10 protein-coding genes are annotated in these 14898 nt (G+C 45.3%); 4 read left to right on the forward strand and 6 right to left on the reverse strand.

The window, feature by feature from the left end; genetic code table 11:
* The 3 genes from RH949_RS16225 to RH949_RS16235 all read right to left on the reverse strand — a co-directional run.
* Window positions 1-2517: CARDB domain-containing protein (locus RH949_RS16225; protein WP_446354520.1), on the reverse strand; the 2517-nt coding region annotated here is incomplete at its 3' end.
* 179 nt (window positions 2518-2696) lie between these two features.
* Window positions 2697-3470 carry a tryptophan-rich sensory protein gene (locus RH949_RS16230; RefSeq protein ID WP_006103296.1) on the reverse strand — a complete coding sequence of 258 codons (774 nt, stop codon included), beginning with the start codon at window positions 3468-3470 and terminating at the stop codon, window positions 2697-2699.
* Between the two features lie 36 nt (window positions 3471-3506).
* Complete coding sequence (locus RH949_RS16235; protein ID WP_446341491.1) at window positions 3507-4061, reverse strand: response regulator; 555 nt, start codon at window positions 4059-4061, stop codon at window positions 3507-3509.
* Window positions 4062-4362: 301 nt separating this feature from the next.
* Between RH949_RS16235 and lipA the strand changes: the two genes are divergently transcribed.
* The 4 genes from lipA to lnt all read left to right on the forward strand — a co-directional run bounded on the left by lipA (window position 4363) and on the right by lnt (window position 8607).
* Window positions 4363-5292 (forward strand): lipoyl synthase, encoded by a 930-nt coding sequence (lipA, locus tag RH949_RS16240; RefSeq protein ID WP_446354523.1) that lies wholly within the window; start codon window positions 4363-4365, stop codon window positions 5290-5292.
* 183 nt (window positions 5293-5475) lie between these two features.
* Complete coding sequence (locus tag RH949_RS16245) at window positions 5476-5847, forward strand: hypothetical protein (RefSeq protein WP_006103140.1); 372 nt, start codon at window positions 5476-5478, stop codon at window positions 5845-5847.
* A 573-nt stretch (window positions 5848-6420) separates the two neighbouring features.
* A complete protein-coding gene (locus RH949_RS16250) occupies window positions 6421-6765 on the forward strand; it encodes a cupin domain-containing protein (protein ID WP_446354525.1) in 345 nt (114 codons plus the stop codon).
* 237 nt (window positions 6766-7002) lie between these two features.
* A complete protein-coding gene (gene lnt, locus RH949_RS16255) occupies window positions 7003-8607 on the forward strand; it encodes an apolipoprotein N-acyltransferase (protein WP_006103315.1) in 1605 nt (534 codons plus the stop codon).
* A gap of 253 nt (window positions 8608-8860) precedes the next feature.
* Here lnt and RH949_RS16260 read toward each other — a convergent pair whose 3' ends face one another.
* The 3 genes from RH949_RS16260 to RH949_RS16270 form a co-directional block, all read right to left on the reverse strand.
* Window positions 8861-9121, reverse strand: a complete 261-nt coding sequence (locus RH949_RS16260) for a hypothetical protein (RefSeq protein WP_446354527.1) — start codon at window positions 9119-9121, stop codon at window positions 8861-8863.
* 345 nt (window positions 9122-9466) lie between these two features.
* The gene (locus RH949_RS16265) at window positions 9467-12124 is read right to left on the reverse strand and encodes a CHAT domain-containing protein (protein WP_446354529.1); all 2658 of its coding nucleotides are present in this window, start codon (window positions 12122-12124) and stop codon (window positions 9467-9469) included.
* A gap of 242 nt (window positions 12125-12366) precedes the next feature.
* A partial coding sequence (locus RH949_RS16270; protein WP_446354531.1) for a beta strand repeat-containing protein occupies window positions 12367-14898 on the reverse strand: 2532 nt, incomplete at its 5' end.

A 14898-nucleotide genomic window follows, 5' to 3' on the forward strand; every position in this document is an offset into this window, starting at 1 on the left:
CCGCATCCCGATGTAATAGGTATCATCTCCATATAAATCCCAGAAGGAATGATTAACTCCGGGCAAGTTTAAGCTAGTGGTAAAGGAACCTGTGCTGTTCCCGGCTAACCCATTAATTGTGGCACTACCTAACAAATGATCAACAGTGCTAATCGTGTTATTGCTGGAAAGATAGAAGGAAACATCAAAAGCACCCGCGCTACTCCCTGTATTGGTAATGTCAAAATCAATGTCAAAACTATCACCGGCATCCAGAGGTTCTGAGGTGACATCAAAATCCGACCCGGATAAGTCAGCTAATTGGGTATTATTGATGACTACATCATCATAATCGAACAAAAAGCCGACATTTGAGTTATTATTTTCATTCGTTTCGGTAACATCTGCTCCCGAATCCACCAGCATCCCGATGTAGTATGTGCCATCTCCATTCCAGAAGGAATGATTAACATCAGGTAAGTTTAAGCTAGTGATAAAGGAGCCTGTACTGTTTCCAGCTAACCCATTAATCGTGGTACTGTCTAATAAATGATCCGTGGTGCTAATCGTGTTATCACTGGAGAGATAGAAAGACACATCAAAAGCACCCGCGCTACTCCCCGTGTTGGTAATGTCAAAATCAATGTCAAAACTATCACCCGCATCCAGGGATTGTGGAGTAATATCAAAATCTGAACCGGATAAGTCAGCTAATTGAGTATTATTGATGACTACATCATCATAGTCGAACAAAAAGCCGAAATTAGAATTATTGGTTTCATTGACTTCCGTAACATCTGACCCCGAATCAACTTCCATCCCGATATAGTATGTACCATCTCCATTCCAGAAGGAATGATTAACACCAGGTAAGTTTAAGCTAGTGGTAAACGAGCCTGTACTGTTCCCAGCTAACCCATTAATCGTGCCACTATATAACAGATGATCCATGGTGCTGATGTAGTTATTACTGGAAAGGTAGAAGGAAACATCAAAAGCACCCGCGCTACTCCCTGTATTGGTAATGTCAAAATCAATGTCGAAACTATCACCCGCATCCAGGGATTGTGGAGTGATATCAAAATCTGAACCGGATAAGTCAGCTAATTGAGTATTATTGATGGCTACATAATCGTAGTCGAACAAAAAGCCGACATTTGAGTTATTGGTTTCATAGACTTCCGTAACATCTGAACCAGAATCAACCGTCATCCCGATGTAGTATGTGCCATTTCCATTCCAGAAGGAATGATTAACACTGGGCAAGTTTAAGCTAGTGGTAAAGGAGCGTGTACTGTTCCCAGCTAACCCATTAATCGTGGTACTACCTAACAGATGATCTACAGTGCTGATGTAGTTATTACTGGAAAGGTAGAAGGAAACATCAAAAGCACCCGCGCTACTCCCCGTATTGGTAATGTCAAAATCAATATTGAAACTATCACCCGCATCGAGGGCTTGTGGAGTGACATTAAAGCCCCACCCCCACAAATCAGCTAAATTGATAACCCAACCTAAATCCTCAAAGATTCCTAATGTTACCGCACCCGGATCATGGTGCGCCTCTCCTGTACTAATTTGAGGTGTCATCAAAGCATTAGAATTTCCACTTTCATAAATCGCTTCATCCAAGTGGGCATAGCTAGAACCAGAGTCCCATGTACTCGGAGCGTACAGCTTAGGATTCGTGCCACCATTGGCAGCAACCGCATTACTCCCATTAAAGAACAGGTTATCACTGGTGAGTTGAGCGCCTAGAGCAACAGAGTTATTCGGAAATGTATCGATAAGTTTTTGACCCGAACCATTCACCGTAAAGTGATCGTAAATTAAGGGTTGGCTCCACCAACTCCCTTGTTCAGTGTTGGAGTCATAATCCATGCTACCCAGAAACCCCAAGCCATGACCTAACTCATGCAAGACAACAGAAACAAAATCAGTCTTTCCTGTTGGTGTATTGCCATCAGTGCCAAAATACCAGTTCGGTTCATTGCTATTGAAGTGAGCATTAATATCATGGGCAGTGGTATCTAAATCGAAGCCAGCCAGACTATTGGCGAGGGCGATGGGATACCAGGTATCGGCGTAGGCAGCATTGGTAAAGTTGCTGTAATAATCATTTGCTCCAGCAGAACCAAGAGTACCTGTTCCTAAAGGAGTCCAATTGGCTTCAACTTCAATCGGCACTGGCGAAACAATCAGGTTTTCCCAGATATCAACCGCGTATTCAAATGCCGCTTGAGCTTGGGTGGAAAAACCGTTATAGTTAACGTTGATTGTAGAGGTTTGAGTCTGAGCGGCTAACAGATTTGGCGTTGTCGTTGATTTTGTCTGTTGAGTCCTGTTGTCAGTGAGTTCTAAGCTTGTCTGCCTACCTGAAACGATGTTGGCTTGAGGTGTCTGAGCAAAATTCTCAGTTGCTGTACCTGAACTATCCGTGTCAATAGATAAATTATCAGCTTCTGCTACACCAAAGAAATTACCAAACATCAGAGCTAATTCGGTGGAGGTGGAGAAGGATTTGTCGTGAGATGCCATAAGAGTCTCTCCTCTGTAGTGAAAATTGTGTGCAGATGTCAGATGTTGACCTCTCTGCCCTCTTGTGTCTCTCAGGAGTTGACCCTTATGCAGTTTTTTGTATGAAAATTTACCTTTTACAAAAGTTTATTTTTTATTGACAAATTGACATTAAACAGCTAAAAATAATCCCCTATCTGTCAGTCGCGGTAACGTTTCAACCCAGTGAATAGAATAAACGCGATCGCGAATCCCCCAGCGACTCCGGAAATCATCAGGGTATCCGTATGACGCACCGCGATCGCACCATAAGCCCAAGCAATCACTAGAGGATAGGCAATATCCGATCGCTGAATAATCACCGTTGCTGTAATCGCCGCCCCGACAAGTAGGACAATTGCCGTCCAAACCGAGGGGTCAATCCCCCATCCATTCCAGCCAAAGTCATAGAGTACAATTGCCACATTCAGAATTGTGGCTACACTAATCCACGCCAAATAGATACTCACGGGAATGTGAATGTACCATTTCTCTTTCCGAGACACCCTGACAGAACCAATACCCAACCGCCAATACACTCGAATCAGTGGCAGTAAAATTCCCAGCATCGCCACCAGCGACAGCGCAAACTGGCGATACTGGAACAGAAATACCCAAACAATCTGGGCAACACTCGCCAGCACTAAACCATAGCCCATCTGACGCAGATAAGTATTTTGCCGCTGGTTAGGCAATACCTGATAGATCCCCAGACTAATCAAACCCAGATAAATGATTCCCCATATAGCAAAAGCATAGCTGGCTGGGATAATCTTAATTTCCCCAAAGAGAGTATTGGAGATTTCGCCGATTGTTAGTCCACCAATCGGCGCGATATTTGCCCAGACATTAATGCCAAAAGCGGCAAGGATCGCACTCAATGTGAGAACTTGCCGGAGGCGCTCTGAGTTTAAATAGGAATTGAGCCGTTTCATAGTCTCACCGAGTTCAAATCTCGGTTATGCTGAAGGTCACTTGAGTTTTTGCTTAATAAATGAAACGAGTTGTCCCATTTGTTTTTTCAACCCATCAACTTCTGACTGTAAATGTTCAATTTTTGCATTTAATGCTTGAACTTCGTCTGATGAAACACCAGGATCTTCACCCGCAGGGGCTTCTTCTTTGGGGGGCGGAGCCATAACGGGGCGTTTTTTCGCCTTCGCCATTGCTTCCTTAATCGCATCAACCAGTTGTTTCTTTTCAAAGGGCTTTTCGACGAAGGCAAAATACTCAAACGGCTCCGGTATCTTCTCCGTTACTTCTTCCTTACGACCTGACATTAATACTAAAGGAATGCTCTGGAGAGTACCATCACTTTGAATGTGTTGAAAAACATCCCAACCACTCATTTTAGGCAGCAGAAAATCTAACATAATTAGGTTGGGATGCTCCTGGCGGATCTGATTAAGACCTTCAATACCATCTTTGGCTTCTAACACTTCAAAGTTACCGGGCGGCAACATTTCTTTAACACGCATCCGGATGACTCTACTGTCATCAATAACTAATATTTTATGGCTTGCCACGACTGACTCCTTTGGAGAGATAAAAGAAAAACGTCTTCAGCCCAGGTAGACCAGACCCCATAACTCCACTCAGACAGACCTCACAGAGTCTGTTTTCGGGAAAACAACGGATGACTGACTGACACCTGTAACTCTTCTGCTGTTTGGAGATCGAACCCAAAAGCACTTATGTCCATGATTCTAGATTAATCTGCTTGGTTGGTTGAGAGCAAAACCCGGATCAAATCAGAGTCCGAGTAAAATGCTTTACCATTTGTATCGTACAGAGTAACACCGTTGCTGATAGCTCACCACAATTATTATGGATTTGCCGACTCAACCCAATCTGTCTGCTAAAAACCGTTGGCGAGAGGAAATTACTGCCCTACCCAGTTGGTTACGACGCCCCATTGGTAACGCCAGTGAGATCTCCACGGTGCAGCGCATTGTGAAACAACGGCAAATTCACACGATCTGTGAAGAGGGGCGCTGTCCTAATCGCGGAGAGTGTTATGCCCATAAAACGGCGACCTTTTTGCTGATGGGTCCAACCTGTACCCGTGCTTGTGCATTTTGTCAAGTGGATAAGGGTCATTCTCCGATGCCCCTTGATCCCGAAGAACCCCAGAAAATTGCCGAATCGGTTCAGTTATTGGGATTGCGGTATGTGGTACTGACATCAGTGGCGCGAGATGATTTACCCGATCAGGGTGCGGGTTGGTTTGTTGCCACAATGGATGCCATCCGGCGACTGAATCCAGAGACCCAAATTGAGGTACTAACAGCAGATTTTTGGGGCGGGAGAGGTAAGGAGAATCAAACGCCAACCGAGTTGCAGCGTCAACGGGTGAAAACGGTGGTTCAGGCGCGTCCGGCTTGTTATAACCACAATATTGAAACCGTAAAACGATTGCAAGGACAAGTGCGCCGGGGTGCCCAATATGAGCGATCGCTGGATGTTCTCCGTATCGTCAAAGCCCTTGACCCGACAATTCCCACCAAGTCAGGATTAATGGTAGGACATGGTGAGACGGAAGCGGAGGTGATCGAAGCCATGGAGGATTTACGCCGTGCTGAATGCGATCGCCTCACTCTAGGGCAATATATGCGTCCCTCCCTGGAACACCTGAGAGTGCAACGCTATTGGACTCCTGAGGAATTTGAGCGACTGGGTGCGATCGCCAAAGACATGGGTTTCACTCATGTCCGTTCGGGTCCCTTGGTTCGCAGTTCCTACCATGCGGGTGAATGACCAGAATGAGCTATTGATTATTACCCAGCGTGTAGATGGTAAACTGGGTAACAAATTTGGTCAACAAATCAATAAAAAATTAATCCCATTGTAAATTTATCGGCAAACTCTTGGTATGCTGAAAAGTATAATCAGTCTCAACAGTAGCAAGTTTTCAACACTATAAAACCAGGGAGAGCGCTCATGAGACGCCACACACTTGTTGTTTTAAGCATCACTACTGCGGTCTTTGGCTTAGTCCCCCTTGCCCAAGCTCAGTCAGACTCACCGTTTAGCGCTAATGACAATTCGGTTACGTTATCCGGTGAATCCCTGCGGACTGTACAACGTCGCAGTCTATCCAAGGATTACCGTTCTTTCTTCAATACCAACTCGCCCATTGCTCCAGATGCAGCAGGAGTGAATTCTACAGATTCAAGCTTTGCCATTAGCGATCGCCTACGAATTGTCGTTGGAGATACCCTCAACTCTGGTGATCCCCTTGACCTATTTCCGGCTGTGGGAGAAGAGGGAGATGTTCAGCGACTCAAGTTACAAGTGCCGCTTAGGGAATAATTAGTCATAACTATTCTCAAATGACATCCGCAAAGTCGCGCAAAATTATTTGATAACTATTGCCGATGTCATAGCCGTAAAAAATAGAAGACAATTAAGAAACAACTCCAACACAAACAACTAATTTGGGCTAGTACGGTGAGAAATGTTCCTGGTTTCTCAAGTCTACTAGCCTATTCTCTTGGGTAAGCTGTTCGGTATTTAAACCTTAATATCAATAACGGCGAAAGCCTTGTAGTGCGTTTAGCGAAGCCATGCCGCAGGCTTTGCATCTTGCTCGCTACTAATACCCAATTTAAGTGCATGACAGCTTAAAAGGTAAAGGGTAAAGGGTAAAAGGGAATAAGTAGTCGGACAAAGGAAAGTTGACGGTTGAAATTAGGGGACTCTTAACAGGGAACAGTAATAATTTGAGGCTTGTTAACATTTCCTAGTACAGCGGACAGAATTTATGTCCAGGTACTTACAAGATTTATTTTCTAAATGATATCCAATCCCATGACAGCTCCCATGACAGTGGTTTTCAAGTTCGTGAAGTACGTTATTTTTAACATTTTTTATTATTCATGAGATATGCCAAATATTTTTAATCTCCCCTCCCAACTGTCTAATGAAGAACAATTTGAGGCATTAGTCTCTAGTGATAGCGTGTTAATTGAGCGAATTGTCTCCACAGGGCAAACTACACCAATAGGAGAATGGTATGATCAGCAGCAGGATGAGTGGGTGATCCTGCTTCAGGGGGAAGCAATTCTTATCTATGATGATGGGTCTAAAATTGAACTAAAAGTTGGCGATTATGTTTTGATTGACGCCCATCAAAAGCACCGAGTTGAATGGACAAGCTCTCACCCACCCTGTATTTGGCTGGCTGTCCATGGTAATCTCAAATCTAATGGCAGAGACGATAAAATATGAGTTAATTCAACACTGAAAACGGGTGAGTGAAAAACTATGATAAATTGACAATTGACTTTCCCTTTCCTTGTAAATCAGAGTTCGGATTACTGGAGTAGTGCTAAATGGCGCTGACTCGCATAGCCTGGAAATAAATGAATTAACTCTTTGAACCCGTTTCAACGGGTTTGGTGCTTTTAGCCCCAACTTTAGTTGAGGGCTGAAGTCAGCGACATTCCCCTTAAGTCCTTTGTCACTATGCAAATTCCTAAGCAACTTTGGCAAGCGTCTCCTATCTTATTATCCCTGCTGGGTGGTATCCTCATGGGATTAACTCCATCCCCTGTAGAAGCCTGGTCTTTGGCGTGGATTGCTTTAGTGCCTTTATGGTTCTTAGTCGTCACCCGTCAAAGTCTGCGCCAGACGGCTTTATATGGTTTCTGCTGGGGGATTGGTTATCAAGGGTTAGCCCTATTTTGGATTACAGGTGTTCATCCCATGGATTGGATGGGAGTACCCTGGTTAGCCAGTTTAGCGATCGCGCTTTTTTGCTGGGTGTTTATTACCCTCTGGGGGACGATTCTGGTGGTGCTGTGGGCGGTGGGGATGACGGCGTTCAATTCACTCTTAAATCGTCAAGGTGCAAAGTTTAGGACAGTTACTCGCGTCTTAGTTGGAATTGCCCTCTGGTGTGGTTTAGAAGCCTTCTGGACTTTAGGAGATCTCAATTGGACATCTCTGGCTTATACCCAAAGTCCCCATAATTTATTGATTTTACACCTGGGTCAGATTTCGGGTCCGTTTACAGTAACCGCCGCCGTTGTCGCGGTGAATGGGTTAATCGCGGAAGCGGGAATTAGTTATTTCTCTAATCAAAACAAACGAGTCACTGGATCTAATGCCAAGCAGAAATTTATCCTAGCTTTAGGACTACTCATCGGGTTCCATCTGATTGGTTTGGGACTCTACAGTCGTCCGCTGATTCAACCAACTCAAGCCGCCTTCAAGGTTGGTATTATTCAAGGGAATATTCCTAACACAATTAAACTTTACCAAGATGGTTTGAGTCGGGCAATTGAAAATTATACCAATGGTTACAAAGCGTTAGCGGATGAAGGAGTAGAAGCTGTCCTAACACCGGAAACGGCTTTGCCATTTATCTGGGATGAACAGGTTAACCAATTTCGCTCACCCGTTCCCTTTTATCAATACAAACTCGATCGCTTTAAAGAGGCTATTTTAGACAAAGGTGTACTGCTTTGGCTGGGGGCGTTTGGTGAAAAAGGAGATAGCCTGACGAATAGTTTATTTACGATTACAGGTACAGGGGAAACCATCAGCCGCTATAACAAAGTGATTCTCGTCCCGTTAGGCGAATATATTCCCTTTGAGGAACTATTGGGTAGTTTAATTGATCGCCTTTCCCCCTTAGATGCCCACTTAGCCGCAGGTCAACCCAACCAACAGTTTGACACACCGTTTGGTCGTGCGATCGCGGGAATTTGTTATGAGTCAGCCTTTGCCTATCATTTCCGCCATCAAGCCGCTAGGGGCGGTGAGTTTATTCTCAGTGCTTCCAATAATGCTCATTATAGTGAAACCATGCCCGCCCAACACCACGCCCAAGATGTGATGCGTGCTATTGAGACAGATCGGTGGGCAGTACGGGCAACGAATACAGGCTATTCTGGCATTGTCGATCCTCACGGGAGAACCTTATGGCTTTCTGGGATTAATACTTACCAGATTCATGCGGCTACAGTTTATCGGCGACAAACCCAGACGCTGTATGTACGCTGGGGTAATTGGTTAACGCCAACATTAATAGGATTAGCAATTTTAGCGTTTATCGTGAGTCGCTAATCTTGTTTGTAGTAGGCGCTTGATTCGCCCCTGGCAAGAGGACTAAAGTCCTCACTACAAACATCCAAAACTCTGCACGTTTGTTTATCTGCGGTTTCCACCGCCATAACTGTTTACCTGGACTCAGTACCATTAAAATCATTTAGAACTAACACTTGGGCTCTCCAGTATTGTGGGTTTCGCTCTATGTAGTAAATAACTGGTGCCGTGTCCAAAAACAACCGCGTCACACCCTGGAGGCTTGCTGTAATGTTCACTCCTCTTTCCTTAATTCCATTTGGGCAATTTCTAAATCTGGAAACTCCCCACGCCTCAGGCGGGTGACATAATCCTGAGCATCCATACCCTTGAGGAGATTAGGAGCGATTCCCGCAAATTCTGTCACATTACGGCGGGGTTTCTGCTTCATCTCACACCGTCGTAGTTTCTGGGTTAAGTAAGCGATGAACTGCAATTGCTCATCAGGTGTGAGGGTGTCTGCTTGTTTCATCAAATCCACTAATTCTTTAGACATTTTGATTTATCCTTTTTTATTCAAGTCTAAACGTGCCGACGGCGAACATGATAGGTGGGAAACGTGCCATATCCTTTTGCCCAAGGTGTTTATCCCACATAATCACAGGTAATATAGCGATATCGCGCTCCTCATCCCCTTGTATAAGAATCGTAGGGGCGACCCGCCGCACAAAATTAACACCACCCACCGATTAATTTTATCGGGTCGCCCTGCTCGCCCCTACAACCGCGATAATTCCCGCAATCCCGACAATATCTATAATGGATAATAAACCCTGTCGGGGCGGTTTTTTCCCATTTGGCTAAACCAGAAATGATCATAGTGAAACCACCCCGATAACCGTTAAACCCAATTGCCAACTAATACAAACGGTGTCCAGAAATAGGGATGTTTCCGATATTTTGGATCTTGTAAAATCAGTAATTGAGCGCGACGCAGGGCTTCAGCCTTACTCACTTTATCCTCGGTGAGTACCTGATAAAATTTCACCATCAGATCCGCCGTCGTCGCGTCATCCACTAACCATAATGTGGCTATCGTACTCCTCGCCCCAGCTCTCACGGCGACACCCGCTAATCCCAATGCAGCGTGATCATCGCCTTTGGCGGTTTCACAGGCACTGAGTACCAGTAATTCAATGGGATTGGTGCGACGCAAATCCGTGGTTTTGAGCAAGGAACTCAATTCATTCACATTCAGCTTATCATCCCACGTAATAATAAAGGTTCCCTCGGCTTCTGAACTAAACTGACCGTGGGTGGCGAGGTGGACAACGGGAAATGATACGTTACCCATCGTATTTTCTAATGTGGATTTGGTAAACTCCTGATTGAGTAACAATTTACCTGGCATAAACGATTGAATTTGTTGGAGTTCGATTTTTACATTGGGGAGGGCGGAAAAGTCTAGGCGGGATTCGGAAAGTCCAGCCGTTAATACTTCAAGCTTTTGTTCGGTAAGCGGTGTGGACTCTAACAATTCTAACCCTGGAGTCAGCGCGATCGCATAGTTTTGCAGTAAGAATTGATCCCCGTCGTGTAACGCCGCCATCGGGATATTCCGCAGCGTGCCATTCAATACAAAGACTAGGGTTTTTACCTCACTTTGGGCTAAATCGGCGGCGGCGGGTTTGATAATCCAGTCATAGACTTTCCGGGCGAGGGGGAGAAATCGTAAGCTGGTACGCTGGGTTAAGCCTTGACGTAAGTCCTCTAATGTGCTTTCTAATTCAGTTTTGGAGACAAAGGTGGTGTAACGGCGTAAGGGTTGATTGGGTAAATGAACAATGATTTCCAAGCGATCAGATAGGATAATCGGGTAAAGTACGGCAGCTTCTTGGTCAATCGTATCAATATTTACAGGTTGAGCCGTGATACAATCCGCTTGAAAGAAGTTATCCAATTCGGCAACTTGGAGTAATTCAATCACCTGACGGGCTTGTTCGAGTTGTTCTGGACTCACTTGAGTTTCATCTTTTGGTAATAGCAGTTCGACTAACTCCCGGTAGATGGGTTCAACCTGTTCCCGGAAGGAATACTGAACATTAGAATTAACCGCAACTAAATCGCTACGCAGGGATTGCAGTGTATCCACCGCCCCTTGATAGGCGGCAATTGCCCCTTGAATATCGCCTTGCTGTTTGAGTAAGCGCCCTAATTGCCATTGCCAAGGATACAGACTATCCCAGGCTTCAATTGCTTGGGTTTGAATTAAAGCTTTTTGGGTTAATTCTTGGGCGGGTTGCAGTTGATTGGTTTGTTCGTAGAGATGTCCCAGAGTTCCTAATGCATAGGCGTGGAGGCGTTTATCTTCCAGGGTTTCCGCCTGCTGGATAGCTGTTGTTAGGATTTGGGCAATGTCTTGGTTTAGAGACGCACCATGGCGCGTCTCTACTAATTTGATTAGACTTTCGGCAAAATTAATCCGAGATGTAATCGCTTGATCTGAAAGGGGTAAACGGTTGAGTTGACTGTGAATTTGCGGGACTAAGGTTTGCGCTTGTTGGTGATTTCCGGTTTCAATAAGTAAGCTGAGTTGATTCAGTTTTGCCCGTAATTGGATAAAGGGAGATGGGGCTGCGGTTATCGCTTGTTCATAGAACTCCAGGGCGGCTTCAACTTGCTGCTGTTGACGGGTGGTATTGGCAAGACTGAATAAGGCGGCGCTGATATCAGAGGGGGATTCTAACTGGCGGGCAATTTGTAAACTTTCGTCTAATACCTGACGGGCTTGGGGCAAGTCGTTTACGAATTGTAACACTTCCCCGAGCGATCGCAAGCCGACAGCTTTGGTGATGGAATCGGGTTGATTATCCAGGGTTTGTCTGACTTGCTGGAGTAACTGTAATGCCCGTCGATGAAATCCCAAGGCTTGCATGGCTTGCGCTTGGTTAATTTGGCTTTTAATTTTACCTGTTTTATCGCCTAATTGATTGTACAGGGCGGTGGCTTGCTCCCAGGTGGCTAAGGCTGGTTCGGGTTGTCCCTGATTCAGTTGTAAACGCCCCTGAATCGTTAGGCTTTGGGCTAAGACATTCAGGTGATGGGTAGAAACGTCGCGGTTAGGTTCAGTTTGTAGTAAAGTTAAACTTCGGGAAATGGCGTCGTTTGCCTCAGACCATAGGCTGAGTTGGTGATAGGCTAAGGCGAGATTACTCAGGACTGTAGCTTGCTTAATGGTATCGCCTTGGGTTTGATAGGCTTGGGCTGCTTTTTCTAGGAGTTCTACAGCGTTAGCATATTGACCTGTTTCGTAGAAGGTTCTCCCTTGTTTTACCCAGGCTTCTGGGGAGGAGTTAGCGGTTGTTGTCTCAATTGCTGCGGGTTGGGGTTCGGGTTGTCCGATTCCGGTTGCGGATACGGGGGAAATGACTATACATAAAATGGCGGTGATACTGGCTAATATTAGCCATGAGATACCCCATTGATTAGCGCTAAAGCGCTTACTACGAACGGCGCTAAAGCACTTATTACGAACAGGTAGATACCATTTGTTTTTCATCTATTTTATCCCAACAAGATTATGTTATAGGGGTACGACGTTGTTTATTCTTGCTCCCCTCTCCCATGCAAAAAAAGCGAAGCATCCTTTGTCATCCCTCCAGCCAAAAAAGCGATAGCATCCTCTGTCATCCCCCCTCTTGTAGGGGGGAACGAGGGGGGTTGGGAGAGGGGTTGGGGGTGAGGGGTATTGCTAATACTAAATCTAAGTAAGTCACCCCCTTCTGTCTTCTGCCTTCTTAATTACTCACAGAACTTAGGATTAACTGGGGGATTCCCAGATGTCATGTTAGTAGCTTCCGCCGTAAGGATAACATTACCTTGCTCATCTCGAATCCATCCCTTAGCTTCTACAATCTGGCGCGGTTGAGTCGGTTTATCGGGGAGAGTTGCCGTAGTATTATCACTATTGTTTTCTGGTGACTCCAAAGAAATCCAATCAGCAAATACTGCTTCTCCTCGGAGTAACTCATTGGGTTTAGGGGGCAAACCGCCGCGTCCTGTTACAACAAAACTACTTTGATTGAGTCCAGCATCAGCTTGACACACTTGACCGACTAATCCTCGCACATCTATCGGTTTGGTGGGTAATTGATTTAACTCCCGACTGGGATCAACATCAGGGCTATTAATCTCCACAGTACCGTCTAACCCAAATCGAGAACTGGCAGTAATATCACTTTTTGGTGTGCGCTGGGGACGGGCTTCTAACCCAAAAATGCTTTGAGCGGTGATATTAATATTTCCGCCATCACCCCCAAAGGCATCAGCTACAATGTCGCTGTTTTCGTCTTCAATCGCCACAATGAATTCGGTGTCAATCGTAATATTTCCCCCATTGCCTTGACCCCCCAAAGCTTCTGCCGAAATCAGACTATTGCGGCGCATTTCGATTAAATCTTCTGCTTGAAGATTGATATTACCGCCTTCACCCGAAATGGTTCTGGCAATTAGCGACCCTTGGTTATCAAGCTGGATGGAATTAGCGTCAATCCACATCGTACCAGCATTTCCGGTGGCTTGATCACTAAACTCAACCTCTAGCTCCAACCCAAAACTCAAGGAACTAGCCGCAAGCTGCGTATCATCCGCTATCGTTCCCGTGGCTACGGTTACTCTCGCGCCATCCTCAACTCTTAATTGATCCGTATTCACCTGCAAATCTCCCGCATTTCCGGTACCAAATCCTTGAGCATATAATCCACTGGGAAATCCATCAATGGAACGCCCCCTCAAGGTGATTGATTCATCGGCATTAACCTGTAAATTTCCCCCTTGCCCTGCACCAAAGGTGGAGGCGGAGATAAAGGCACCATCTTCTATCCTTAACTGTCGGGTATTCACCTGTAAATTTCCCGCATTTCCCGCATCGGTTAATAGGGAAAACGTATCTACCGAAATCGCACTGGGAATCTCACCGACGGCGGCTTTACCAATAATATCAATTGATTCGGAGGCGTTCACGGTTAAATCACCACCATCCCCTTGGCTAAAGGTAGTTGTACCAATCGCACCGCCATCACGAATCATCAACCGTTGTGTATTCACGAAGATATTTCCCGCATCGCCGGTGCCTCTGGCAATATTACCAATGGCGCTAGGAAAGTTTCCCTCTGGGGTTGTGCCAATAATATCGATAGATTCAGCCGCATTTACTGTTAGAATTCCGCCATCACCAGAAAACAATATGGTTGAGGCTGAGACTAATCCACCATTGCGGAGAATCAGATTGTCTGTATTTATGGTTAAATTACCAGCATCTCCAAATCCGTTGGTTTGCGAGAATAAGCCACCTGGATTATCGGGTGATGAACTGCCAATCACTTCCACTAAATCAGCATTTATGGTTAAATTTCCACTATCACCCTGACCGATGGTATTGGTGGTGACTCGTCCTAAATCTTGGCTTAATAATCGTCCTGTTTCAATGTCGATATTTCCAGCATTTCCTGTGCCGATAGCTGTTCGCGCATACAAACCACTCCCAGAAATTTGTCCCAGGATGGGGTTTTCTGTAGAGTTTAACGCGGCGGCTATGGGTGCTGATATGTTCTCCGGGAGACTATCTAGTTCTGCCAATAACGCTTCAAACAATTTTTGGTTGACTGGATTACTCGATAGTCCCTGAAATTCTACCGAGTCGGTGGTTGTCACTTGCAAGTCTCCCCCATTCGCCGCACCCAGGGTGAAGGTAACAATGCGAGCGCTATTATTTAAAGATAGGGATTTGGCATCGATAATAATATCTCCACCTCTTGTACCAGGTTCTTGGGTGATACTAATACTGCTAATCAGATTATCATTGACCGATATCGTGCCATTGCTAGTCAGGTTGATATTACCTGCCAACCCTCCCACGGACAAAATTTGAGATGTGGTAATATCATCATTCGCCTCTAGGAGGATATCACCGCTTCTAGTTAAGCCAGAGGGATTGAGTAAGCCATTGAGCGCGATCGCACCTTGACTGCTGAGTTGAATTTTTCCACCTAATGCGCCTAAAGACACGATATCAGACGTAACGATATCCCCACCTCCAATCAGGGTAATATTTCCACCATTCCCTACCTGAGAACTCGCGTTTATTGCGCCATTGACTGTCATCCTGTCTCTGGAGTCAATCGTGATTGAACTGATAGTCGCCGCCGAATTATCTGGATTTGGACTAATCGCCACTCCGGAAACACCATTGATGATAATTTCGCCACCAGGTAAGGATAAATTCGGTTGGTATTGATTGGTAATCAAGGCAACACCATCAGGGGCATTGAAAAA

Source organism: Coleofasciculus sp. A1-SPW-01 (assembly GCF_040217205.1).
Lineage (GTDB): Bacteria > Cyanobacteriota > Cyanobacteriia > Cyanobacteriales > Coleofasciculaceae > Coleofasciculus > Coleofasciculus chthonoplastes_A.